Annotated in this window: 16 protein-coding genes; 5 read left to right on the plus strand and 11 right to left on the minus strand. The window is 60.9% G+C overall.

The window, feature by feature from the left end; all coding sequences use genetic code 11:
• Positions 1 to 551 precede the first annotated feature (551 nt).
• Positions 552 to 719 carry a hypothetical protein gene (locus SINAC_RS40565; protein ID WP_154673712.1) on the minus strand — a complete coding sequence of 56 codons (168 nt, stop codon included), beginning with the start codon at positions 717 to 719 and terminating at the stop codon, positions 552 to 554.
• Positions 720 to 791: 72 nt separating this feature from the next.
• Positions 792 to 983: a hypothetical protein gene (locus SINAC_RS40570; protein WP_154673711.1), complete on the minus strand. Its 192-nt coding sequence runs from the start codon at positions 981 to 983 to the stop codon at positions 792 to 794.
• A 127-nt stretch (positions 984 to 1,110) separates the two neighbouring features.
• On the opposite strand from SINAC_RS40570, the gene SINAC_RS11670 reads away from it, so the two are divergent.
• Positions 1,111 to 1,881, plus strand: a complete 771-nt coding sequence (locus SINAC_RS11670) for an HAD-IIA family hydrolase (protein ID WP_015245838.1) — start codon at positions 1,111 to 1,113, stop codon at positions 1,879 to 1,881.
• A 146-nt stretch (positions 1,882 to 2,027) separates the two neighbouring features.
• Here SINAC_RS11670 and SINAC_RS11675 read toward each other — a convergent pair whose 3' ends face one another.
• Positions 2,028 to 2,912: a hypothetical protein gene (locus SINAC_RS11675; protein ID WP_015245839.1), complete on the minus strand. Its 885-nt coding sequence runs from the start codon at positions 2,910 to 2,912 to the stop codon at positions 2,028 to 2,030.
• A 327-nt stretch (positions 2,913 to 3,239) separates the two neighbouring features.
• Here SINAC_RS11675 and SINAC_RS11685 point away from each other — a divergent pair, with 327 nt between their 5' ends.
• Together SINAC_RS11685 and SINAC_RS11690 are read left to right on the plus strand one after the other, a co-directional pair.
• Complete coding sequence (locus tag SINAC_RS11685) at positions 3,240 to 4,661, plus strand: two-component system sensor histidine kinase NtrB (protein WP_015245840.1); 1,422 nt, start codon at positions 3,240 to 3,242, stop codon at positions 4,659 to 4,661.
• Positions 4,658 to 6,046 (plus strand): sigma-54-dependent transcriptional regulator, encoded by a 1,389-nt coding sequence (locus tag SINAC_RS11690; RefSeq protein WP_015245841.1) that lies wholly within the window; start codon positions 4,658 to 4,660, stop codon positions 6,044 to 6,046. Before SINAC_RS11685 ends, SINAC_RS11690 begins: the two co-directional genes overlap by 4 nt.
• A 111-nt stretch (positions 6,047 to 6,157) precedes the next feature.
• Here the strand turns inward: SINAC_RS11690 and msrB are convergent, their stop codons facing one another.
• Complete coding sequence (msrB, locus tag SINAC_RS11695) at positions 6,158 to 6,751, minus strand: peptide-methionine (R)-S-oxide reductase MsrB (RefSeq protein WP_015245842.1); 594 nt, start codon at positions 6,749 to 6,751, stop codon at positions 6,158 to 6,160.
• A 418-nt stretch (positions 6,752 to 7,169) separates the two neighbouring features.
• Between msrB and SINAC_RS11700 the strand changes: the two genes are divergently transcribed.
• Positions 7,170 to 10,448 carry a hypothetical protein gene (locus SINAC_RS11700; protein WP_015245843.1) on the plus strand — a complete coding sequence of 1,093 codons (3,279 nt, stop codon included), beginning with the start codon at positions 7,170 to 7,172 and terminating at the stop codon, positions 10,446 to 10,448.
• Positions 10,449 to 10,879: 431 nt separating this feature from the next.
• Here SINAC_RS11700 and SINAC_RS11705 read toward each other — a convergent pair whose 3' ends face one another.
• The 7 genes from SINAC_RS11705 to SINAC_RS11755 all read right to left on the minus strand — a co-directional run bounded on the left by SINAC_RS11705 (position 10,880) and on the right by SINAC_RS11755 (position 24,508).
• On the minus strand, positions 10,880 to 12,484 hold the full coding sequence (locus SINAC_RS11705; RefSeq protein WP_015245844.1) for a glycosyltransferase family 39 protein: 1,605 nt from the start codon (positions 12,482 to 12,484) through the stop codon (positions 10,880 to 10,882).
• A 1,659-nt stretch (positions 12,485 to 14,143) separates the two neighbouring features.
• Positions 14,144 to 16,462 (minus strand): tetratricopeptide repeat protein, encoded by a 2,319-nt coding sequence (locus tag SINAC_RS11720; protein ID WP_026012014.1) that lies wholly within the window; start codon positions 16,460 to 16,462, stop codon positions 14,144 to 14,146.
• 70 nt (positions 16,463 to 16,532) lie between these two features.
• Entirely contained in the window at positions 16,533 to 17,126 is a 594-nt protein-coding gene (locus tag SINAC_RS11725; protein WP_015245848.1) for an RNA polymerase sigma factor, read from the minus strand.
• On the minus strand, positions 17,123 to 17,938 hold the full coding sequence (locus SINAC_RS11730; protein WP_154673710.1) for a hypothetical protein: 816 nt from the start codon (positions 17,936 to 17,938) through the stop codon (positions 17,123 to 17,125). Before SINAC_RS11730 ends, SINAC_RS11725 begins: the two co-directional genes overlap by 4 nt.
• Before the next feature lie 618 nt (positions 17,939 to 18,556).
• A complete protein-coding gene (locus SINAC_RS11740; protein WP_237722555.1) occupies positions 18,557 to 20,011 on the minus strand; it encodes an OprO/OprP family phosphate-selective porin in 1,455 nt (484 codons plus the stop codon).
• 1,097 nt (positions 20,012 to 21,108) lie between these two features.
• Entirely contained in the window at positions 21,109 to 22,851 is a 1,743-nt protein-coding gene (locus SINAC_RS11750) for an SMP-30/gluconolactonase/LRE family protein (RefSeq protein ID WP_015245852.1), read from the minus strand.
• A gap of 376 nt (positions 22,852 to 23,227) precedes the next feature.
• Positions 23,228 to 24,508 (minus strand): citrate synthase, encoded by a 1,281-nt coding sequence (locus SINAC_RS11755; RefSeq protein WP_015245853.1) that lies wholly within the window; start codon positions 24,506 to 24,508, stop codon positions 23,228 to 23,230.
• A 271-nt stretch (positions 24,509 to 24,779) separates the two neighbouring features.
• Between SINAC_RS11755 and SINAC_RS11760 the strand changes: the two genes are divergently transcribed.
• Complete coding sequence (locus SINAC_RS11760; protein WP_015245854.1) at positions 24,780 to 25,721, plus strand: alpha/beta hydrolase; 942 nt, start codon at positions 24,780 to 24,782, stop codon at positions 25,719 to 25,721.
• Positions 25,722 to 25,801: the final 80 nt, after the last annotated feature.

Raw genomic sequence — 25,801 nt, forward strand, 5'->3', positions numbered from 1 at the left:
CGTCGAGCACCCAAGTCGAAGGAGTTGGGCGTGCCAAGCTTTTTTTCTATTCGCAACCTGATCAATTCGGATTGACCATCCTCCGGTTCCGGCGGAAGATGCGTTTTCGTGGGAAAGATCGATCGAAGCGGCTGGCTTCGTTGTTGGATCACTCGTCGGGCCGAGTTGCGCCGTCAGCCTGAGAACGCATCGCGCGAATCGAAGGCATTTTGGATGCATCCAAATCCTTCGACGAGATCGCGTCGGTGACGCTCTGCTTCGTTTCGCTCAGAACGTCGTCTCCGTCGCGAATTGACTCCTCGGGTCTGATCGCCGCTCACCCTCGCTGTGGACTCTTATTTCTCATGTCCGAACATGTGCTGATTTCCTGCAATCAATGTCAGCGAGGGCTTCGCGTCAGAGTCAATTACCTCGGGCAATCGGTCGGGTGCAACCACTGCGGACATCTCTTCGTGGCCGAGGTGAGAGAGGACGGCAAATCAGCGGCTTTCGGTATGCCATCGACTTCGGTTCGCTTCGTGAGAAGTGACCCGGCAGAGCCGCCAAAGACGTCAAAGGTTCACGACCAGGGACTTCAACAGCTCAAGAAAGACCAGCTCCGCCTGAAAAGCGAGAACGACCGCCTCGCTTCGAGACTCGCCGCGGCGAACTCGCAACGGTTGTCGCTTCAGCTCCGCGTGGAGGATCTCGAGTCGCAACTGCGTCAGGCACATGAGCATGTCCAGCTGATCCAGGACGAACTTGCCGCGTGCGAGGTCGGCCGATCGGAACTCAACCGACTTCGAATCGAGTCATTCGCTCTCCGAGAGAAAGCCGTCCATGCCCTTAGGCTCGAGGATGAGCTTCAATCGCTCCAGCAGTTCGTGGAGGAACGACGGGCTGAGTCTGAGGAAAAACTCGCCAGGGCCACTCGAGAACGCGATCAGGCGGTCAGCGAACTCGCGAAGGTGAAGCAGGGCCGCGACCGCGCTCTGAACGAACACGATCGAGTGACCCCTTGCGAACAAGTGTGAGGCAGCGTGCCGGCCGATCGCCCTGGCGGTGAGCTCTTGATAGAATGAGGACACGAAACCTGGCGAACTCTCGGTCGTTACGGAGTGCTCTCGGGATATGCCGCCCAGCTACATCGTGGATATGGACGGGGTGATCTATCATGGCCACCGACTGATCCCCGGAGTCCTCGACTTTCTCGAAAGGCTGAGGCGGGGAGGTCACAAATTCCTCTTCCTGACCAACAACAGTCAGTGGACTCCGCGCGACCTGTCCCATCGTCTGAGCCAGATCGGCATCGACGTCGATGAGTCGAGTTTCCATACGTCCGCCCTGGCGACGGCGGACTTTCTTCATCGGCAGAAGCCCGGTGGGACCGCGTATGTCATCGGTGGCGCGGGCTTGACGCATGCCCTCTACAGCGTCGGCTACACGCTGACCGAACATAAGCCGGACTACGTTGTGGTTGGCGATACGCGCAGCTACGACTTCGAGAAAATCGAGCGTGCCAGCCGACTTGTTGCGGGTGGAGCGCGATTCGTTGCGACCAACCTGGACCTGACGGGTCCTTCGGAACAAGGAATCCAGCCGGCCTGTGGCGCCTTGGTGGCACCGATCGAGCTGGTGACGGGTCGAAAACCCTATTTCGTCGGAAAACCCAATCCCTTGATGATGCGGACCGCCCTCCGCAAGCTCGACGCCCATTCGGCCGACTCGTTCATGGTCGGCGATCGCATGGACACCGACATTCTCGCGGGGACCGAGGCGGGAATGAGGACCATCCTCGTCCTCTCGGGCGTCAGCTCCCGCGAAACCGTCGAGCAGTATCCCTTTCGCCCGACTTTCATCTTCGAGAACGTCGGCGAGATCCCGGTCGAATCGCTGACTTGAACACGCACCAGGCCCCATAGAATCAATCACTTCTTGGATTGGTTTTTCCGGGTAACCCAAGCAGCCGGCCGTATGGCGATTCCATACGACCGGGCCTGGGAAACGGGACGGTGGGTTATCCCACACCCAAGGCAGAGCCATTCAGATTACAAAGGAGGGGGCAGGCTGTCCCGACGCTCTTCGCCTGGACGATCGCCATCGCGTGGCGGGCGTTTCGGAGCGAATTCTTTGTTTTTCGCCTCGAACCCCTTACGTTTCGGCTCGAACTCTTTGCGTTTTGCCTTGGGGCCGTCGCCATCGCGCGGAGGGCGCTTGGGCTCGAACTCTTCACCCTTCGCGTCAGGACGATCACCGTCGCGTGGAGGGGGTGGTCCGCCGTTGAGCGCATGGGCGAGATGCTCGGAAACATGAGTGATCGCCGCGGCGGCCCTGGCAAGTTCGCCGGCTCGCTCGATGCGGCCAGCCTCGGCATCGCGTCTTGCGGCGTTGTAGAGGTCACGTGCCGCGTCGATGTAGAACTTGTCAGTCTCCTCCTTGGGGGCGTCGAGTCCGCCGCGAATCCGGTCGTGTGCATGCCAGAGATCGGCACGAACGCGTTCGTTGTCGCCCCCGGGTCCCCCTTCGGGGGGAGGCGGTAGGTCACTGTCGCTCCCCTCGTAGACCGAGGCGTTCTTCGAGTGCTCCACGGCGCGGGCCAGGTCATGAGCCGCCGCGCCATATTCATGGGCGAGGCGTTCATCTCCGTCTTTCTGAGCCTTGACTCCATCGCGATAGAGCTTCGAGGCCCGCTCGGTCCAGTCCTTGAGACGTTCCTCGGGTCGACCGGAAGCTCGGCCGTCAGCCCGGAGCCGGCGGAGGAGTTCATAAGCCTGCCTGAGGTCGCCGCCCGGTCGCTCGGCCGCCTTCTTTTTCGGGGGCGGAGGCGGAGGAGGAGGGGGAGGTCCCCCGCGCCCCTCGTCCGGAGGAGGTTGTGCGGCAAGCAACGCCATCCCGATCAGGCTGCTGGCCCCCATCGTCAAGATCTTGATCATCGCGAATTCTCCTTGTCCCCACGCGGATCCGTACTCCACGACAGCGACGATCGCTGCGTCTCTTTGAACCCGAAAGCACGACCGATGCCAAAGCCAAAAAGCCGGAGAATTGTTCGTTTTTTGGTCCGCATACCGCCAATCATGGGCAGGAACCCCCCGATTCTGAGGGGGAATTCCGCCCACACACGGGTGCCCTTGCGATAGGATCGACGCCGATCCTGCGAAAATACCGAAGGACCTCCAAAGATGACGTTTGGCCTGACGATTGCTCTCTTTAACTTCTGCTTGGAATGTGGTGCTTCCGACATTTGAATCAAGGCGAGGATCATGGCGCATCAGAGACTGCGGATCCCGCTCAGGTGGCAAATCGGCGTGGTCGTCGCATTTTTTGTGGCCGCCTTGACGTCGCTCTGGATCACGTCCACGTCCGTCATCGCTCGCGAGCGGCGTCGCGCCTCCGCCAAGGGGGTACTCGACAGTGCAGGCGCAAGTCTGGCGAAACGCGGCACGTCGGCCCTCGCCAGAGCTCCGCGCTGGCCCGATTACCTTGACCCGGCCGATTGGGACGAGCTCGATCGTACTCTCTCGGTGCAGGCCAAGGCGGCGCTCGCTCCGTTCGAGGGGGTCGAGGGGGGCTATTACGTCCGTGATTTTAACCGGTTCCTCGGAGCGGTATCCCCCAGCGCACCGCCCCCGGAGCAGGAGTCGCAAGGCCGTCGTACGGGGCCACCTCAATCCGAAGCCGAACTCATCGAGATCCAGATCGACGCCGCCATACGAAAGAAACAGAGCCTGTTCGTTGTGGAAGTCAGCCAGCCGAGCCTGGTCGCAATTCGGACCGCTCCGGTCCTCGTTCGAGACCAGGTTGTCGCCGCAACCTGGACGATGATTCGCCTGGAAGACCCCTTGTTCTTGAACCGGTCGATCCAAGGATATCAGCTCGCGGCCGGCCTCGCTCTCGGCGGCATCGCGCTCTCCTTGGTGCTCATGGCGGGGCTTGCCGGGACCGTCAGGCGTCAGGCGGCGGAACGCGAGCAACTGCAAACCGAGCTCAGGCGTTCGGAACGACTCGCCGCGCTCGGCAAGCTGCTCGCGGGGGTCGCCCACGAGGTCCGCAATCCGCTGGCGGGGATCCGATCGACCGTCCAGCTCTGGCAGCGGGGAATCGGCCCCGACACCGAGTCGTTCGAGGGGCTCGTCGATGAGGTGGATCGCCTCGAGGGAATCGTGGCTCGACTGCTTCACTTCTCGAGGGCCGACGCTCAAGACCTGATGCCGAGCAATCTCAACGAAGTCGTCACCGAGGTGGCCCGATTATCCTCCGCGAACGCTGAGGCGCAAGGGGTGACGGTCGAACTCGACCTTGATCCCGAGCTACCAGTGATCCTGATGGCCCCCCCCGCGATCGTGCAAGTGTTTCGCAACCTGTCGACCAACGCACTTCAGGCCATGCCCGGCGGCGGGACGCTTCGGCTCTCGACCCGGACCGACGTCCTCGCAGGGGTCGTCGAAGCCCAAGTGGCCGATACGGGCCCCGGTCTCTCACCCGAAGTCCTTGCGCACCTGTTCGAGCCCTTCTATACCACCAAGGCCGGCGGAACGGGCTTGGGGCTCGCAATCGCTCGGGAGATCGTCCTGGCTCACCGGGGCGACCTTCGCCCCGAAGCCGGACACCCGGAACGGGGCGCTCTGTTCACCTTGACGCTGCCGATCCCTCAGCGGAACGGCCATGGAGGCGGATCCTCATGAGTGAACCGGCATTGATCTTGGTGGCCGATGATGATCGTACGATCCGTCGCAACCTCGTCAGGCTCCTCCAATCCGAGGGATACCGCACGTCCGAGGCGGCCGATGGTCTCGAGGCCCTCGCCTCGATTCAAAGCGATCCGCCTACCGCCGTGCTCCTTGACCTGAAAATGCCCGGCCGAGATGGCCTCGAAGTGCTCCGCGAACTCGGCCCCGCCTTATCCGACCTCCCTGTGATCGTCGTCACGGCCTTCGGTGGATCGGCGGCGGCAATCGAGGCGATGCGCCAGGGAGCTTACGACTATCTCTCCAAACCGTTCGACCTCGACGAGGTCCTCCTGACCCTGAAGCGAGCGCTCCACCAGCGGTCGTTAGCGGCCGAGCTTCGCTCCCTGCGCGCGGAGGTCGACGTCGACGAAGCGGCCGAGGACGTGGATAACGACCCGCAAATGGTCGGACAGAGTCCGCCGATGCGTGACGTGTACAAGGCAATCGGACGCGCCGCGGCGACCGACGAACCAGTCCTGATCGTGGGTGAGAGCGGCACCGGAAAGGAGTTGGTCGCCTCGGCCCTCCATACCCACTCGCGCCGTGGCGAAGGTCCGTTCGTGCGGGTCAATTGTGGGGCCTTGCCCGACGGCCTTATTGAAAGCGAGCTCTTCGGCCATGAACGCGGCGCATTCACCGGAGCCGATCGCCAGCGGCCCGGCCGGTTCGAGCGTGCGGCGGGGGGTACCATCTTTCTCGACGAAGTGGGTGAACTTCCCCAGGCCGCCCAGGCCAAGCTGCTTCGCGTCCTCCAGCGCCGCGAATTTGAACGCGTGGGAGGAACCGAAACCCTCAAAACCGACGCCCGGGTCATCTCGGCGACCCACCGTGATCTTCCCAAGGACGTGGCGGCCGGCCGGTTTCGCGAAGACTTGTTCTACCGCCTGAACGTCATCCGGATCGCCATCCCCCCGTTGCGGGAGCGTCCCGAAGATATCACCCCTCTGGCCGAGCACATCTTGCGGCGGCTTGAACGAAAATATGGCTGGGTTAGCCTCAGCTTGACTCCCAAAGCTTCGCAAAAGATCCTCGCGAACCCTTGGCCCGGCAACGTCCGGCAGTTGGAGAACTTCCTCGCCCGAGCGGCAATCGCCGCGCGAGGCCGCCCGATTCTCCCGGAGCATCTCGACGTCGACGAGTCTGGGTCGAGCCTAGCGGCCGACACATCCGAGGCAGAAGATGCATTGCCGTTGCGAGCCCTGCTCGCCGAAGTCGAGCGCCGCGCGATCCAACGCGCCTTGATCGCCTGTGAAGGCAATCGCACCAAGGCAGCTGGTCAACTTGGAATCTCGCGTCGCCAACTCTTCGACAAAATTCGTGAATACGACCTTCATCCCTGAGGGACGAGGCTTCAGTCTGCCTCCCCCCCAAGGCTGGAGTTCAAGGCGTCGTTGGGAATTGCAAAAAAAAAAGGGGGGGGACGATCGGTCGATGCTTTGCGGCTCAGAAACTTACTTAGCCGCCGATGAGCCGGTCTCGGCATCCGACTTCGGTGTCTCAGCCTCAGATTGTGATTCGGTTTCCGCTTCCGATTTCGCCTTCGCGTTCTTTGCTGGCTTGCGTTCCGGAACAAACTTCAAAGCGACCGAGTTGATGCAATATCTCAGGCCGGTTGGCGCAGGGCCGTCATTGAAGACGTGACCGAGATGCGCGCCACAGCTGTCACAAAGGACCTCAATTCGAGGCGTCCCTTCGCTGGTGTCGATCTCGGTGGCAATGCTGTCCGCTTCATTCGGTCGCCAAAAGCTTGGCCAACCCGTTCCCGAATTAAACTTGGTCCGTGAGCTGAACAACTCGGCACCACAGGCCACGCAGTCATACGTTCCCTTGGCATGGTTGTTGAGTAACTTACCCGAAAACGGCTGCTCGGTCACCTTGAGCCGACAAACGAGAAACTGGGGACGGGTCAAGATCTTGGCCCACTCCTCATCCGACTTGATGACCTTTTTCTTTGGCTTCTGAGCCGGCTCTTGCCCCAGGCTTAGCATGGGAGAAAGAAACGCACACGACAATAGTGCAATCGTGGGAAATATGCGTCGACTCATGGTCCGTGAATCTCCGAAATCCGGTGTGACGATTCAGAGCTGATCGAAGGCCGTAATTGCAATCGCGCCTCGCAGACACGATCCACTCTCGACCTGGTTCTCGATCACGAACGCTCGGCTTCTTCGCCCATCAAACCCGATCCTCTCATCTTCATTCATTCTACTCGTTGAGACAAGTACTCTTCTAAAAACCCTGTTCCACCCAATCCCCGCAAACAACCAGAACTGCGGTAGCCGAAGCGATGATTTGGGGTTGAAGTGACAGTCCGTTCGCTTGCAGGGCGTATCTTATTCCAAGACGCTGACTTCGATCGGGTTCGCAGGTGGTGGTTGAGCTTGAGCTTTTTCGCGATCCGGAGTTTTATAAAGATGCGTGTTCAATTCCGGACTACGGAGGGTTCCGGGGAGTCAAGGACTGATGCTGCCTACCAATTCGCCTCGCAAGCCTCGAAAATGGCTCCGGAGGTTACTCCTTGCCGCGATTTTGATCCCGTCACTCACGTTGATGAGTCTGCCCTGGCTTGCGTCAACTTCTCCTGTTCGCGTGTTCGTGGTTTCGACAGCCAACCAAGCACTTGCGCCGAGTCGGCTCGAGATCGGATCCTTGCGGTTCTCCTGGTTCGGCAACCAGGAGATGCGTGGAGTGGTCCTTCGTGACAAGCAAGGGAAGGCGCTTGTCACGGTCCCTCGCCTGAGTCTCCATCGGACGCTGCGCAGTCTGGCCATGGAGAATCCAGTGGGGGGGCTCCTGGTTCTCGAGGGAGCCGCGATCGACATCGAGCGTCGGGCCGACGGCTCGATCGACCTGGTCGATGCCTTGGATTCCCTTCTGAAGGGGGACCCGACCAAGCCCGCTCCGAAAAATCCAAAACCGAAATCCGAAAAGGCTCCGCCTTGGGACTCGCTTTCGGTGAAACTCGTTAATGGCTCGCTGAGTGTTCGGGCGCCGGAACTTCCAGAGCCGATCAAGGCCCGCCGCTTCGAGCTCTCGGCCGAGATGCCGGCCGTGAAGGGCCCCGTGACCTGGCGGATCGCATTGGCGAACCCGTCCGAGAAGGACGACTCGACGCTTGAGATCGCGGGCGAGCTCGATCATCGCGCTCCGAACTCGGGTATTCCCCCGCTCACAGCCAAAGTGGTGGCCCGACAATGGCCCTGGAGCGTCAACTCGGGTGGTTTGACGATGAGCGGCCGACTCAGCGGGACTTACTCGACGGTTCGCAAGGCTGAACGGTGGAGCTTCGTGGGCGATGGCGATGTCCTGGCTCTCAAAGCGACCGGTGCAGCCTTGTCTGGCGATCGCCTGCAACTTGACCGCCTCGGAGGAAACTACGAGATCTCCGAGACCGATGGTGCCTGGGACGTTCGAAAGCTCGACCTCGTCTGTCCCCTCGGTTCGATCAAGGCGACGGCCAAGCTTGCGGCCGGCTCGCAGTCGGTTACCACCAAAATCCACGGCCAGCTCGATCTCGCCGCCCTAGCGCAACAGCTTCCGCATGTCTTGCACGTCCGCGACGGCCTTTCCGTTGAGAAGGGCGCCGCAAGGCTTGATATCGAGATCGCCGATGCTGACCAAGGGCCAGGTCGCAAGCTGGTGGCGGAAGCTCGGGTCTCCGACCTGGAGGCACGCGACAACGGACGTCTGATTGCGATCCGCGATCCGGCAAGTCTCTCCGCGCACATCCTCCAGCGCCCGGATAATCTCAAGGTGGAACAGTTTGCCGTCAAGACGGCGTTCCTGGATGCCACCGGCGCCGGCGACCTCGAGAGCGGAGTCAAAGTCTCTGCCACCGTCGATCTCGAGGGGCTCAAAAATCAGCTTCGCGACCTGATCGATTTCGGGACGCTCGATCTGGCCGGCAAGGGACGGATTGCCTTCGACTTCCGCCGCCCGGAAAAACAGCGTTATACAGGGCGGCTGGCCGCGGAATTCCTCGCTCTTCGAGTCGTCGGCTTGACGACCGAGCCGATCGCGCGCAATGCCTTCCGACTCGACCTCGGCGCCACCGGCCCCCTGACTGATTCGGTCATTCCCAGTGCTTGGAACCTGGCCCAGCTTGCGATTAAGACGGACGATCTGACCGCGTCAACCAGGCTCTCGACCGCGACAACCGACGGGGCCTTCCAGATCGACGAACTGCGGCTTGCCTTGGTGCCGCTTCCTCAGAACCCCGCTCCCGCTACGGCTCTCGACCCGGTCCGACTTGCGGTGAAGGGACGCTTCGACCCGGCGACCGGGACGCTCGAGCTGCGGTCGCTCCCCGACGCAATGAAGCCGGAACCGATCGCGATCGGCGAGGAGGGCCTGAAAATCATCGGGCTCAAGCGAGGCGGCGCTCTCCACATGGAGGGGACCCTGACGGGAGACCTCGCTCGGATCGACCGGAGTTATGCCTGGTGGTCGGGGGGGGCGGCAATGGACCTGTCCGGTGCCTTGTCGCTGAAGTCCGGGATCAATGTCGCTCCTGATGGAGCGATCACGGCTTCGATGACCTTCCAATCGCCCGACCTCTCCCTGGCCGGTTCCGAAGGAAGCCCGCGGCGAATCTTGGCACCCGCAGTGCTCGCGATGCATACGCAGAGTTCCCCCAGCTTCGACCAGATCGAAGTTGTGAATATGGCAATGGCCATCCGCCATGCGAGCATTCACGCCAAAGGAAATCTCAACACGAAGGGAGATCGGCGGTTCGTCGACTTCGCCGGCACCCTCGACCCGAACTGGGCGATCCTCGATCCCTTGATCGCCAAGTCGATCGAGCCGAAAGCCAAGGTGCGCGGCGTGGCTCGTCCCTTCAAGCTGCGGGGACCACTTACGGCTGAGGGGTCAGGGAGCGTTCTCCAGGAACTGGAAGCGGAGCTTGGCTTCGACCGCTTCGAGGCGATCGCCTTCGGACTCAAGGTCGCGCCCACGCCGATCGTTCTTCGCTGGAGCGGTGGGGTGGGAACGATCGACCCGATCGAGACCACGATCAACAATGGACCGACGATCCTCAAGCCGAGCCTCGACGTGGACCAGGCGGGGACAGTCACCTTCCGACTGGCTCCTGGTTCGGAGATCAAAGGTGCGGAGATCAACGACGATGTCTCACGCAGCCTACTCGCCTACATCGCTCCCATGCTCCACGACGCGACTCGGGTGACCGGCAAGGCCTCTGTCACCGTGTCCAAAGCCGACTATCCAATCAATGGAGACGAATCGACCCACTCCACTCTGATCGGGCGCGTCGAATTCCAGGACGTGAACTTTGCGCCAGGACCGTTCGCGGGTGAACTCATCACGTTGACCGGCCAAAAAGGCGCGTCGGGACTTCGTCTCGACCAGCCGATCGAACTGGCAATTGCGGATGGCCGCGTCAATCAGCGTGGGCTTTCGATTCCCGTGGGCCGTGACGCCAAGCTGGAGTTCGAAGGGTCGGTTGGCTTCGACCAGACGATCGCGATGCGCGCGAAGGTGCCCATCACTCAAGGGATGCTTGGCAATAGTGCCGAAGCGAAGGAATTGCTGGAAGGCTTGAAAGTCGGGCTGCCCATCGGTGGCACACTCTCGCATCCGACGATCGATCGCCGAGGGATGAAAGTGGGCTTGAGAGATGCCAGCAAGTCGGTCCTCAAACGAGGAGCAAACGACCTGCTCAACAACCTCGTCAAGCCACCTCGGTCAAATAGCCCACGCACACCTGCCCCTCGCCTTCGCTGAAGCAGGTCATGAACGGTACTCCAGTTGGAGACGTCGCTTGGGGTAGGATCAAGGACGATCCTTACCTCAAGCGACGTCTCTGCTTTGGAAGGCCGTGAAGTGGGTAAAGGGCGGAGCCAGGGGCCTGCCGTTACCACGAGGTTGGGTTGTGCTTTGGTTCCGCTGAATGGCGCAGAAAGCCCCGTGCCTCGCTCGAAGAGAGCAGGGCACGGGGCTTTTCTTTTCTCGTCCAGGTGGCTGGATTCCGGCTTCAGAGTCTACAGGCAAGAGCAACCCGACGGTGAGCCGCCGGGCAGAGAGAAAGGGAGAGGAGAACACGCGGTCTCACATTGCGAAGAACAAAGGGCCAGCGATTCAGGGCACAGCATCGTCCCATTTCCGCTGAGATTAGGCCCCTAGTCTTTGCGTCATTCTCCTCTCCCCGGCTCAATTCATTGCAGAGTCCGGGCGGCCCGGCGACTGCTCATCCGAGGCTGTCCAGCAGCGGCACCGTGCACGATCTCTGGCCGGGGCATTGGCCCCGGCCCGGCGTATCCAAATTGGAAAGGGGCCGTTTGACGGACGCAACGATAGAGGCGTACCGTTTCCACCGGAACCCCTGCGCGGACGATCGGGAACGATGCAAGCGGCTCCATGCTGGTGAACCACGGGGCAAAGTGTCCCGGCTTCGCCATGCTGTCTTCCACCTGAATGAAGATACCATCCCGGCCCACCCAATCCCGTGGCCGACTCCAGAATTGAAAGCTGCGGGCATCGCGATGGTAGCAGGCTATGTCGACATCACGGTCCAAGGCGATCGCCAATTCCGCGCTGAAACGCCAGCTATCCGTGAACAGGAATGTGTCCGGATCGTCGAGGAGACCCCGTTCGTTCAGTTCACGGCCGATCTGTCCCCAACGAATCGTGTCTACCGTGGGATCGGCCACGGGCCAGATCGACCCCAGAAGCTGGCCTCGTTCATTCTGAAAGAGGCCGGTCCGAGCATGCACGACAAACAGCGTGCCGATCACCAAGGGGAACGTGGCTAAGAACCGAAGCTTCCAGCGAGTGCGCCCGGGGTTAACGGCCAGTTGCTCATCCCAAGACTTTCCCAGCAAAGGCATCAGAGAGACGAAGCCGATCAGCGGCCAGTGAGGCATGATCCGCCGGAACGTCGCCACTCCCAGAAAAATGGCCAGGGCCGGCATGGCCTGGGAGATCAGGAAAGTCTCAGGCTCGCTCCAGCCTCGATGCCGGCGAAGGAGGAGTCGGACCAGGACCGCCACCAGTCCGGCCCAGATCCAGGGAGTGAGATAGAGGAACTGACCAATCAGCGCCTCGATCAACAGGTGACCTTGAAACCCTTGGAATCCCCCCGCGCGACTGCCCTGGAACGCGAACGAAGCCCACCCGTGCTCGGCGTTCCATCCAATGACAGGAGAGAACATGGCAAGCCCCTCCACCAGAGCCAGGTAAGGCCCCGACATCCGCAGGCAGCGTCGGGCCGATGGCTTCAGGACGAGGTAGAGCAAGAACCCGGCGGGGAGCAGCACCGCGTAGTACTTGCTCAACATGGCCGCCCCCCAGGCGAAGCCCGCGCCCACCCAGAGCGGAGCTTGGTCCGGAGACTCCAGGGCTGCCCCCAAACGTTCGAGGGTGAGAAGCCAGAAGAAGAGCAGTGGTCCGTCCGGTCCCGCCAGGGTCCCGACCACCAGACCGTAGAAGATGGTTAGGTTAAGCACCAAGGCCGCCATGACCCCGGCCCGCTCACCAAATGACCTCGCCGTAAGCCGCGCCATGAGCCATGTGGACGCGGCAAACATCGCGATGAAGCCGACCCGCAGGCCAAACGTGGGCGAGCACCATGGTGTCACCCAAAGACCCAGCGCCGAGACGAATCCGACCATGGGCGGATGGTCGAAATAGCCCCAAGCAAGGTTCTGCGCGTACAGGTAGTAATACGCCTCGTTGGTATAGCTGCCCAGGTTCGCAGCCCAGACCAACCGCACGATCGACGAGATACCGATGATGGCCCAGAGCGCCCTTCGATTCGTCATTTCGGCTCCTCCAGACGGGCCAGTCCGGCCTCGACACAGAAGTCGCACCATTGACTCCAAAGGTCGCCGAGCTTCTGCCTGATCGCATTCAGTGGGATCCTCGTCCTGTCGGATTCCGCGAACGATCCACACGCGAGTGGCGCAGGCGGGATCGCCGCCACACTGACGGATGAAACGGGTCGTCCCTGACCTGTCATGGGTAAAGGTCTCCTTCGTGCGAACCTGCAATCGGTCATGCTAAAAATGGCTAAAGCGATGCGTTGTCCGATCGCGGGAATGGCTCGACACTTAGCCTTCCGTCAAGAGAGAACGGCGAGAAGCGGCCAGAGGTCGCGCACAAAATCGGTCGATAGGGTCACCGGCTTGGACCAAACCGATTTGCTTGGTGCGACCGTTCGTCCGGTGAAGACCGGAGTGGTCCGTTCGTCCGCCGTCAGGCGCCTGGATGGTTCAGGTGCTTCGACGTCCTGCGCGTTCAGATTTCGATCGGCTTGTGGCTAAAGCCTAAGTGGGTGGGAGCTCTCAGGATATCGGCCGCCGTCAGCCTCTCACGAGACCGACAGCGGGGCCGACGCCTCATCCGCCTCCGAGTGAAGCCGGGAGGCTCTTTGCGAACGTATTGGAACCATGGTTCCAAACAACAGGATCATCTGATTATTCAATGACTCGCAAACATCAAGACAAATTTCCCATTGCCGTGTTGGGAATGCGCGGAACCCGAGTGAGAGGTCGACGGCGTCAGAGTGAGATCGACGGTCCCGCTTCCTTGGGCATTGCGAAACTGCCCCGTGCCACTGACGATCTGGTACGTGAAATAGTGAGACGAACTCGCAGCACTGATCGAACTCGGAGCTGTAATGTTCAACGTCACCGAGCCTCGCTGGCTCTTGAGCGTCATTGAACCCTCCACCTTTCCAGCCCGGAGAAGGCCGGGAACCAGGAACGAGCCAACGATCGAAGTTTGACCGAGTGGCAAGATCCTCCCCTTCGCGGTCCCTTGAACGGTCGTCCCCGTATCGGGGTTGCTTTGATGGGAGGTATAAACGCCTCGTGCGGTTCCCGAAAGCGAGACTTTTTCTGTCGAACTGTTGATGGCAGACAGGGCGACCTCGGCTCCCGTAGAGCCCGGCAGGGTGGGATTGTCAAATTGAGCTTGGTGATTGCTCGGCTGGGCGACGGACGCCAATGCTGTGCTCAACGCCAGTCGGTGCTCCAATGAGTCCACGCCTGGGCAGAACTTATGTCGACTCTTCATGGCTAGTCGCCTCCTGTTGTTCCGGAATTCGTCATTCGCTTGCGGCATTTGAGTCCAATCCACGAATTTCCACCGCCTGTTGGAATCGTGGGATTCATGCCGCGTGACCGGTCAAACCACGGGGTCCGCGATTTTATTTTGCTCGCCTCGTGGTCATCATTGGGGAGAACGGAGGGATGCGGCCGAAAGTCGCGCCTGAAATGAGCTCTCTACGCCGATCTCTCGAAAAAAAACGACTTCGAGCCACGCTCAGAAGTCAGCGAAACATCCTGACAACCAGGACAATGTCAACACGATAATACATGCAATAATTCAATCTGACGGCGGGTATCGGCAGATGCGAAATGCGCGTGGTGAATGGTCGAGATGAGGACGTCGTCTTTGAGCTTTGGCGCCTCGGCAGACTAACGTTCTGACGGATTGTCGGGAGAGCCACGGTCGATTTGATCGAATTGAGGGACAACGAACGTCGGGTTCAGTTTGAGGGCGCGGTCAAAGTCCTGGGAAGCCCGGGCGGTGTGGCCCAAGGCCGCGCGGGCAAGCGCTCGGTTGTAGAAGGGCTCGGCGCGATCAGGGGCGAGCGCAGTGCAGACTCGAAAGGCGTTGACGGCGTCCTCGTAATGGTGACGTCGATAGGCGCACACACCGAGTTTGAAGTTCGACCAGAAATCTTCGGGACGAAGGGCAAGGGCACGTTCAAAAGCCGCCTCGGCTGCCTCGAGATCACCGGAGGCGAGGAGGAAGCGGCCCAACGCATAGTGCTCTCCCGCCGTCTGTGGAGGCATGAGGGCTGCGCCTCGGGTGGCCTGAGTCGCCAGATCATCTAGCCCCAGAGCCTGAGCATGAGCCCGCCTCTCACAGAAGAGGATATGATTGGGGCCGAAACTGGCTTCGGCCTCATCGAGGACCCGCAGCGCCTCGCGCCTGGCGGAGTTGGAATGCTCGGCATCGGACGCGAGGCGGACACGAAGGCTGGACCCGATGACGGCCAGGTCGAGCATGTCCGTCCGGAACCGTGCCTCGCTCTCAGCATTCAGCGCACCTTCGAGCCGATCGAGGAGGGTACGTCGCGTCACCCAGAGAACCCGACAATGGTTCTCGACGGCCTTCGCCTCCCGGAGCGGGAAGGGAGCCGCTGAGTCGAAAAAGCGTAGCTTTTCCACCAGGTCGTGGAGGAGGTCCGCGTCACGCGCTAGCTGAACCCGCTGGGCTTGGCCTGCGATTTCTTGCGCCAGCGCGCGACCGCCCGGAAATCCCTCGATGAGGGCCGCGCCTCGCGCCAGCACACGGGCAGCTTCCGAGTAGTCACGTCGGCTCAAGAGAACCTTGCCGTCGTCCAGCGCTCGACCCGCTGCATGAAACCGGGGGATGAGGAAGACGGCCCAGATCAGAGCAAAAGCAGTGACGAGCAAGGACGAAGCCACGAACAGGGTTTTCAGGCGCAACAGGGCCGTCGGACTCCGACGGCACCACTTGAACCACCGTTCGTACAGATTTCGGTTCGCAACGCCCTGGAGCGGAAGATCGGCCATGTGCCGACGTAAGTCGTTGGCGAGAGCAGCGGCGTCGTTGTAGCGGTCATTGGGGTCGTGCGCCACGCACTTCCGAACCACATCGCCAAGACTGGTCGCCACCTGGCGAGGGAACCGAACGGTCGCGCCGCTGGCCGTCCCCCCGAGCGCCTCGCAGAGCGTTCGGCCCAACGCATAGAGATCCGTACGCGCGTCCACATCGGCGGGCACCGCCCGCCCCTCGGAGACTGCGACAATCGCGGCGCTTTGCTCGGGCGACATGTAGGCAGGGGTTCCTCCCACCCACTCCGGCCGATCCGCACAGGCGCGGAGAGGGGCACGAGCAAGATGGAAGTCGAGGAGCAGCGGTTGGCCGTCGGCGGCGAGCAACACGTTGGACGGCTTCACGTCCATGTGCACGATCCCTCGATCGTGAGCATATTGCAATGCATCGGCCAGGCAGGCCCCGGCCCAGCAAATCGCCCGGACATACGTCGTGCGGGCAAGAAACTGGCGAGTCGGACTTGCGCTGGAAACGACCGGGCGCAACGCTTGGACTCGGTCGAGGGCGTCGAGGAGTGACTGTCCTGTACGTCGGTCAAGGGACACTTCGCCCATGAGCGCCAGGACTTGCCCCAAGGTCGCACCGCCGAGGTAGGGCATACACATCGCCCGAAGGTTGATATCCGGGAGTTCCTGCTCGCTATAGAGCGGAACAATGTGCGTATGCTGCAAGCAGGCGAGAGACAGGTGCTCGCCATGATCGTCAGGGGAAACTTTCACGACGACAAGCCGGTTGGCGAGTGAGGGCTGCGCGGCCAGAAAGCAGCGTCCTCGCGTGCCTCGGCCAAGTTCATCAAGGAGTTGAAAACCGCCGAGCGTCTCCCCAACCTTGGGAAAGGAGGGGGCCGTCGGACTGGATTCCAACAACCGGTCACACTCGAGGAGGATCTCCAACTCCGTCCGCCATTGGGGGAAACGGCGAACCAGTTCTGAGAGTGAAACGTCCTGCCCCTCGTTGCGGCGGAGGCAGACCTCCTCGTAGATCAGTCGAATCGCCGCCTCGGCGTCGGCGCAGAGTTCAGGATTGAGTGCCAGGTAATCCTCGGCCGCCACGCGCTGCCCGCGTCGCCAGGCGACCACCATCTCCTCGACCATCAAGGTCGCGACCCCATCCGTCAGACCGGCCGAGGTGATTGCTTGGGAGGCCAAAAAAGGTCTCGGCACGTCTTCAGTTCCGGATGTCAAAGACTTTGCATGTGGCAGGATCACAGCCCGTTCCTCAGCGAGTCTGTCGGGACGGCACGAGCCGCGAGGCGCGTTCGACCGAAACTCGGCAGGCGAGGGCATGGAGAATGCGATGGACGCTTCCCTCGTGGAGGCCGGTCCGGGTTGCGATCTCGGAGACAGTGACACCTTGTTGCCGAAGTTGCAGCACGTCTCTGTGGGCTGTGGGACAGAGCACCAGCATGCGCTCCCAGAGTTCGCCGGCTTGAGCAATCTCACAGGCACTCGGTTGCCGAGATGCAGGCGTGGCCATCGGCTCGATTTGCGACAATGGCTGTTCCCGGTCAACGGCAGTTCGACACCGGCGCCATTGGTCGATCATTCGGTTCTGGGTCACCCGGACAAGGAACGCCCGGAGTTGGGTCGCGTTGGCGAATCGCCAACTTGCCGCGCGAAATCCGGAAAGTACATGGGCCCAGACCGATTGAACGATGTCGATGGAGTCGAACTTGGTCCGAAGCCGCGTGGAGAGCTTTCGCCGCACCACCATCCGGAGGTACGGCTCAAACACCACGAACACACGCTCCGCCGCAGCCATATCCCCGTCGCTCAATCGTTCGACCAGTGAATCCAAGGGGTCGCGTTTCATGGCAGTCCTAGAGGCCAGGGACCGATCGGGTCAGCGGAAGCGTCAGGGTCTCCGCCGGCAAGCCGCACGCCCGGAACAAATCGCTGTCGCCACCACCCCTCGCGGCGAGCGGCCTCGCGAGCGACTAATGAGATCATGAGGATCGCGACCAGCGTCGGCACTACCGGATCGTTCTCGGGGCCGACCGAAGCAGTCGGCAATCCACGGATCCGAGCGAGAAATCGTTCCAGGTCGTACTCGAACCGCTCCCATTCGAGGGATCCGACTCCGTCCAGGAGTGCGGACATCTCCTGTCGCGTGACCCGACTGGCCGTGCCGGTCTGCCCCAAAGGGACCGGAACCGAGCCGCCAGGGAGCAGCCGAGCCCCGGCTTGCGTCCCGGAGCCGGTCCAACCGAGCGTCTGGAGGCCGGTCCCGTGGCCGTTGATGAGCATGACCGAAGTCGTGGCCAAGGAGACGAACGCCCTTCGCAGCGCCGCGGCGAACTGTCCTTCATCATTGGTCTGGCCGTAGAGACTGAGGGCCAGACCTGCCCGGCTTGAGTACGCTCGCCCCTTGCCGATCGGAGAGCTGCTTTCCCACTCGGTAAAGAAAAGATCCGACAAGGTGTCCAAGCCGGAATCACTACCGCCGCCATCCCCGGCATCAACGTCTACCGTACTTCCCCCGGAACCACCGCCACTCACGAGAGTCGGGGCTACGAGGTTGGGTCGTGTCATATCCACCCAGTCGACGAAGGTGAGGTCGGTCGTGTACCCGTTCACCTTGGTGTTGGTGTTGGTGACGGGCACGTGGCCGAGATCGTTGCGCACCGCCCTAGTCGTTATAGTGTGGCCCTTCGTCTCGTTCACCCATCTCACTTCGATCAGAGCCGCTACCTGCGATCGCTCTGCCGCGGAAAGGTGCGAAACCATACTCGAGGAGATCTCGCTCAACAGCGATCGATCCTCGAGCCGTTCGATCACCGAGTCGCGGCGCCCACGTCGGCGGGACATGCCTTCCATGCACGCATTCATCAGGAATACCTACCCTGATGGAAATTCAAGATCCGGCATGCGAGGTCGAGAGGGGGGGAGAGACTTCTCAAAGCTGTCGAGCAAAGTGGGGGGAAGGTTGCGCGACGCAATTCTGGGAACCTCGCAGGGAATCAGAGACGAACTATACGCACCAACCCGACCGGAAAACAAGACGGACCTCCCGCACCTCAACGGTAGTCGCCAATGAGCCGGCCATTGCGTGGCAACGCTGTTGCGTTCGATATTCACGGGAAACGGATGAAGCCGAGGCGTGACTGCTCAGGCGGATTCGAAGCGAAGAGGAAAGGAAGTGGCCAAAGGCATACCCATCACTCGATCAACGAATATAAAAAAAAGGGCTTCGCCCTGGAGGCAAAGCCCTTGAATGTTGCGGTCGTGGTTCGAGACGAGTGATCAGAAGAAGAGCTGGAATCGGGCCATCAGCATGTCGCTAGTGGACTGTCGTCTTCCGGGAGCGAACAGGACGGGGTTATTGAATTCCGAGTGCTGCCAGTCGAGGTAAACCTTGACATACTGCGTCAGGCTCCAGTTCAATCCGACGTCGACCATCTCTACCCGATTGGCCCACAGGTTCGGATCGGCGAGACCGGCACTGAAGACCTGGGAGCCGAGTTCGAGGTGATTGTACCGAGTGGTCAGTTCCCAAGCTCCAAGTCCGAACTGGCCGGGACGAAGATCGAAGGGGTGGAGCGGCTTCACGATACCGACGCTGCTCCGCGTTTCGCCGGTCAGGAAGTAGCCGGCCTGGACATAGAAGCTATCGATCGGAAGATGAGTCCGATTGGCAAGATTGCCCACTTTCGCGTAATCCTGAAACCCACTGCCCCACTCTCCAATGAGGGCCAACTGCTTATAGTACCAGGCGGCATGGAGGTCCCAGAGGGCTCGGTCGCCCGACTCGCGGACGTTGTTGTTGAAGTTCAGGAAGGGGACACCGATGATCTGATTGCCGGTGGTGGCGATCGCCGTTCTCAGGGTTTGCGGGAGGGGAACGTTGTTCTGGTTGCCGGCGACAACCGAGCCGCCGATGTTGAGATTCTCGAGGAGCGTGTTTTCCTCGCCGTTGAAGGGACGCCAGTTCACAAGGGCCGCGACGTCTTTCGCGTCGTTCTGATCGAGAAATCCGTTCCGCGTGCCGTTCTGAATCGCCACCGCGTAATCAACCTGGGAGTTAAGGATCCGGCCGTGTGCCATGATCCCGTCATCGCGGTTCAAGCCAAAGTTGTTGAAGAAGAGAGACCGTTCCGGTGAGATGAGGCCCTGGACCGGCTCGACATAGAACTCGTACGTGAACGGCGTCTTGTATCTGCCAATTCTTATCTGAAGACGTGGGTCATAGTCGATATCAAGGAAGGCATCGAGCAACAAGACGGTGTCCAGACCGTTCTGGAGCGAGACGAAATACCCATAGGGTCGTGTGATCCGACCGCTAAACATGAACCATTGGCGAGGGATCGCGAAGGTATCGTGAGTCGGATCCTGGCCCCCCTGAAGGTAGCCGCGATAATCAAACTGGGACAGGTTGTGGAACTGGAAAAAGTACTCGTCGTCGTTGCTCTTGATTTCGAAGCCGGGACCGAACTTGACCTTCCCCGGAACGTTCTGCAGGGTCGTCGGTGAATTGAACCGTGCGGAGGGAGAAGGGTTCGGCGGCGGGGACTGGCCAGGAGCGGCCGCTCCACCGCTCGCAGACGGAGTGGCGAGGTTCGCGGCCGATCCGGTATCGCCCGAGCCTGGGTTAGGCCCTGGCCCTTCACCCGTGCCACCATTGCCGTTACCATTACCTGCGCCGCCGTTGCCACCAGCAGGCTTGAGTTGCTGGACTTGTCCCGACAGTGTCTTCACCATCGTTTCCAGCTGACGGATACGGTCTTCGAGCGCACCTTCACGCGTTGTCGCCGGTACAGGGAGAACCTCAGAACCATCAGCCGCGGGGGGGACGGCGAGATTCGGAGTTGCGGCATCCATCGAAGCGTTGGAAGCCGCGGGCTCCTGCAAAGGAGCCTCTTGCTGGGCAATCGCAGCCTGCACAGCAATCGATGCCATAAGGGCCTGGCCGAGGAGAACGGCGCAAGCTTTCCGGCACCTGAAATCCATTGACATGATTCGAACTCCCCCGAGTACAACGTTCCGGGACGGAGGGTATCACCGGCGTCTGCACCATTACGTATCATCTACCTGATAAACTTCGACCTGCGCGATGGAAAGCTTTAACGAATCTATCGAATACATCGATCCAGCGGATTCCGCAAACTACTCAGCTTGGTTCGCAGGAATGGTCTGGTCTGATCGCGTTTTGCGTTGCCGACTCGGAGTTGACGGGAACCACGAATCCGATTCGATTCTTCAGGGGAATCTCTCCGGCCATTGTGAGGCAGAGGCTTCCCTCCACCCTTCCCTTGTCGAGGGTTGAGCGACTGAGGTCGATGCCCATCGATGGAGGCGCGATCGTCCGGCCCGGCTTGACAGTCGTGGAGTCGGTTCCGAGGGTTGTGCCCGAGTTGGTCCCCTCATCCGAGGGCGACTGAGTTTCCGAGCCTCGTTCCTGACGGTCGGCTATGCCCATCGAGGCACACCCCCCCTCGAACAAGGTCAGAATGACAAATGCGACGGACCAACTCCGCCTTGGCGTTTTTGCTCTCACGGTCGACACCGACGGCCTCCTTCCTTGGAGATCCATGCGCAGCGACTTGCGGCCGGCACCAACCCATAGATGTGGGCAATGACCGGTCTACACTCAGCCATCAGGGCTGACTCAACGGCCCGATCCTTCTCTGGAGTCCCATCCGAACTTTGGCCACCTCGTAAGAGAAATGACGATGGTGGCCCGTCCAGGTGCGTCGCGACTTCAGATAAAAAGCGAAAGGGACCACGGAGTGCGTGGTCCCCCTGATCTGAGTCCTAATTGTCCAACTTGTCAACCCCGACCTCGGTCAAGCCGCCGATCAGAGCCGCGGCGCCGCGGGACGGACGGGAGTCTGAAAGGCGTTCGCCCCTTTCACCTTGAGCTTCCGCTTGAAGACCCGGTCACCACTCGTGGCAATGAGGGTGTCAAAATTCTCACCACCGAAGCGAAGGTTGGAAACCTTGCCGTTGGGCGTCGGAATGATGCAATTCACCCGACCCGCTTGATCGCAGACCTGCACACCCATTCTGGTGGCCACATAGAGCCGGCCGTCCCGGTCCACGCACATCCCGTCAGCGCCGCTGTCATCGGCACTATCCGGCACATGAAGATGATAATATTTCTGCTTGAAGGCGAGCGTGCCGTCCCCCTGGATCTGATAGCTGTAGACCCATTTCGAACGGCTATCGGCCACGTACAGCAGGGATTGGTCGGGTGACAACGTCACGCCGTTGGAGAACTTCAGGCCGGTGTCGACGACCTGCTTCTCGCCATTCGGACGAATCAGCCAAACGGTGCTCGGCTCCGTGTTGTTGCGGCTGGGATTCGTGACATAGACCAAGCCATCGTTTCGAACAATCAGGTCGTTGCCGCGAATCCCATCGGCCACGACTGTCGCCTTGCCGTCGGAATCGTAGGCGAGCACTTGCTCCGTTCCCGAAGCCACGGCGTAAAGCCGGCCGTCCGGTCCAAAGGCTTGCCCGTTTGCTTTCTTGGAATCCGTGAGGTAGAGACTCACCGCGCCGTCAAGGCCGATCTTGTACGTCTTCGCGTTCGGAATATCATTGAAGAAGACTTCACCTTTGGCGTTCGACGCGGGGCCTTCCGTGAATTTGTAGCCCTCGGCCACGAGCGTCCAGGGCTCGCCGGGTTGGAGGATTTCGCGAAGTTGGGGAGATCCTTCCCCGGCTTTCACCGCATTCGGCCAGTCTTTCCAGAGCCAACGAATGGCGTCCGGAAACACCTCGGTGGCCTGCGTCGCGTTGTGGCCCCCTTCGCCCCAGACGTGACTCACCTCATAGCCGGCAAAGCGCAACGCTCGTTCCATTTCCTGGTTCGCCATCCACCAGTCGCCTCCATAGATGTTCAGATCGGTGCTGCCATCCTGGAGAAAGACGCGGATCGATTTCGGCTCGTACTTGCGCAGTAAGGTCGGGTAGACGTTGCCTCCACGCAGGCCGACGTAGGTCCCGATCGAGCTGAACACGCGTTGAAACGCGTCGGGACGCTCCCAGGCCGCGGTGAATGCGGCGATCGCTCCACTGCTCGAACCACCGATGCAACGGTCGTTGCCCTCTTTCGAGAGGTGAATGGGCCGACCGTCCGAAGTCGTCTTTTTCTCGACCTCGGGCAAGAGCTCATCGAGCAGGAAACGGACGTACGAGTCACCGAGACCATCATATTCATAGCTTCGGTTGAAACGATCGAGGGCCGCGTCGGAGAGGGCCTTCACACGTCCGTGTGTGACGAAAATCCCAATGACGACCGGCATCTCCTTCTCATGAATCAGGCGATCAAAGACGGCCGGCGCATTGAATTGAACATTATCCTGGTTCACGTAGACACAGGCGGGCCTGGCGGGATCGTATTGCTGCGGCACATAGATCCAATAGTCGCGCACGGTGCCCGGAAAGATCTTGCTCTGGTCGAAGGTGTACTTAGTCACAACCCCCTTGGGAATGTCGTCTGGCGCCTTGGAGTCGTCGGCTCCCACAGCAAAGGTCGTCACCTGAAGCGATACGACCGTCAAAAGAACAAGAAGACGGTGATGGGGAAGCATCATCGGCAAAGGATCTCCGTTCGAGCCTGAGGGCAGCCTCATAAAGGGACACTGCGCAAGATTCTAGCCCAGCCGTGGCCGAGGCAACATCAGGCCCCGCTGAAGCGAGCGGATTGCGGTTCGGCGGCCCGATCTCTGAGCCGCGAACCGCCAGATTTTGGTCCACCCGATCGATCATCAGCGACGATCCGGAGGAGATTCGGAGGAGCAGGGGAGGGGGGGACAAGAGCAAGGGGGGGGAACGGTCACAAGGTTTCAGGCGTAGAACAGGGCGATCCCATCGGCAAGCGACGCAAGACACGGCTTCGCGAAAACGTGACTGGGTCCTCCAGCGTGTCCCGTCCGCCCGTCGCTTGCCTCCTCAAGAAAGAGGACGAGTTCAACGCTGATCCATCGGCGTGTAGACCTGTTCCTTCGGCCCGATGTAGATTTGACGGGGACGCGCAATCCGGCTCGCTCGGTCGTGGTTCTGCTCTTTCCAATGCGCGATCCAGCCGGGCATCCGTCCGATCGCAAAGATGACCGTGAACATGGACGTGGGGATGCCCATCGCCCGCATGATGATGCCGCTGTAGAAGTCGACGTTGGGATAGAGCTTCCGCTCCACAAAGTACGGGTCGATCAGCGCAAGCTCTTCGAGCTTCCGAGCCACGTCAAGCAGCGGATCTTGAACGCCCAGACGCCCGAGGACCCTGTCCGCGGCACGTTTCAAGATCAAGGCCCTGGGGTCAAAGTTTTTGTAGACCCGGTGTCCGAAACCCATCAGTTTGAACCCGCTCTGCTTGTCCTTCGCCAATGCGAGGGCCTCCGCAGCCGACATTCCCCCTTCGTGAATCGCCTCGAGCATCTCGAGCACGGCCACGTTCGCCCCCCCATGCAAGGGGCCCCAGAGCGCCCCCACGCCCGCGGCGCACGACGCATAGAGATTCGCCTTGCTCGAGCCAACGACCCGGACCGTCGACGTGCTGCAATTCTGTTCATGGTCGGCGTGCAGCATGAGGATCAGGTTGAGAGCATCAACGACCTCCTGGCTGGCGATGTGTTGCTCGTAGGGCATCGAGAACATCATGTGGAGGAAGTTGGCCACGTAGCGAAGCTTCGGGTCAGGATAGATGAAGGGGAGTCCCAGCGACCTCCGGTACGAGTAGGCCGCGATCGTCCGAACCTTGCTCATCAGCTTGGCCGAAAGGTCGTCAATGTCGTCTTCGTGGAGCTTGCCATCGCACGAGGAGCTGGAGAGAGTGTTGATCATCGCCGAGAGGATTGCCATCGGCGGGGCGTTGAGGGGGAACCCTTCGAAATGGTTCTTGAACCCCTCGTGCAAGGGCGCATGCTTCGTCAACCGCTTGCTGAACTGGTCCAGCTCGGCCTTATTCGGGAGCTTGCCGTTGATGAGGAGCCAAGCCGTCTCGACGAATGTGGAATGCTCGGCGAGCTGTTCGATCGGCAGGCCGCGATAGCGAAGGATCCCTTGATCGCCATCAATGAAGGTCACGCCGCTCTGACAAGCCCCGGTGTTGCCAAAGCCAGGATCCAGCGTGATCAAGCCGGTCTTAGCCCGCAGCTGCGAGATATCCACCCCCAACTCCCCCTCCGTGCCCTCGATCACGGGAAGTTCGATGGTCTGGTCGCCGTAAGTCAAAGTCGCAGTGCGGGTCATCGTGCTCCGTTCCCCTCGCTGAACCACCGAATCAGATTTTTCAGGAGTCGATTATAAGGTGGGCCTCAGCTTTAGGGCCACATGTTGGCCCGAAAACAGGCGAACCGATCCGGGGAAACGCGTGTCAGGACCGCCCTTTCCCACCGAATCCAAAGAACGCCTACCGACCGGAAAAACGGGTGAACGGGAGATTTGACAGGGTCGAACGGTCCCGCCACACTGGAGCCTCTCCCCCGAATTCCCCGGATTTTCCAGCGAGGCAACTCAAATCATGCGGACCACCCTCGGAGCATTCCTGACTCTCATCGTCGCGGCCTCCGCCGTCGTCGCGGCCGAAGAGCCGAAGACTTTTCCCCTCTGGGCTGAAGGCGCTCCAGGCGCGTTGGGAGCCGAGACCGGCGATCAGTACCACGCGGGAGACGTCCCAACCCTCACGGTCTACCGGCCCGACCGCGACAAGGCTAACGGCGGATCGATCGTCGTCTGTCCGGGGGGCGGCTACGGCTTCCTCGCAACCGACCATGAAGGGAAAGACGTCGCCGAATGGGCCCGCTCGCTGGGACTGACCGCGTTCGTATTGAAGTACAGGCTTGCCCCGCGTTACAAGCATCCCCGGATGCTCGAGGACGCCCAACGCGCCATTCGGACCGTCAGGGCGAGAGCATCGGAGTGGGAACTGGACCCGAAGCGCGTCGCCATCATCGGCTTCTCCGCCGGTGGACACCTCGCCTCGACGGCCGCCACCCGTTTCGACGAAGGCAAGGCCGACGCTTCCGACCCGCTCGAACGTCCGAGCAGCCGGCCTGACCTGGCCATTCTGGTCTATCCGGTCATCGCGATGGGCACGCCCTACGGCCATACCGGCTCGCTGAAGAATTTGCTCGGAGAAAGCCCGTCGAAAGAGCTGGTCGAAAGCCTCTCGAACGAGACGCAGGTAACGAAAGACACGCCCCCTACGTTCCTCGCCCACACCAATGAAGACAGTGGAGTCGTTCCCGAGAACAGCCTGCTGTTCGCCCTCGCCCTTCGCAAAGCCAAGGTGCCCGTCGAATTGCACCTGTTCGAAAAGGGCCAACATGGACTCGGTCTCGGCACGGGATGGGCTGATAAGATCCCCCCGAACGATGCGTTCCAAGCATGGCCGAAGCTTTGTGCCACCTGGCTCAAGGGACGCGGGTTCCTCACTCAGGCTCAATCCATTCCAGCCAAGTAAGGCAAGCGAAACGCATCATCTCCCTGCCTTATTTGAAGCAGGAGAGCAAAGTTGGTGAGCCGTGCCCACCCTTACGAGAG

Source organism: Singulisphaera acidiphila DSM 18658 (assembly GCF_000242455.2).
Taxonomy (GTDB): Bacteria; Planctomycetota; Planctomycetia; order Isosphaerales; family Isosphaeraceae; genus Singulisphaera; species Singulisphaera acidiphila.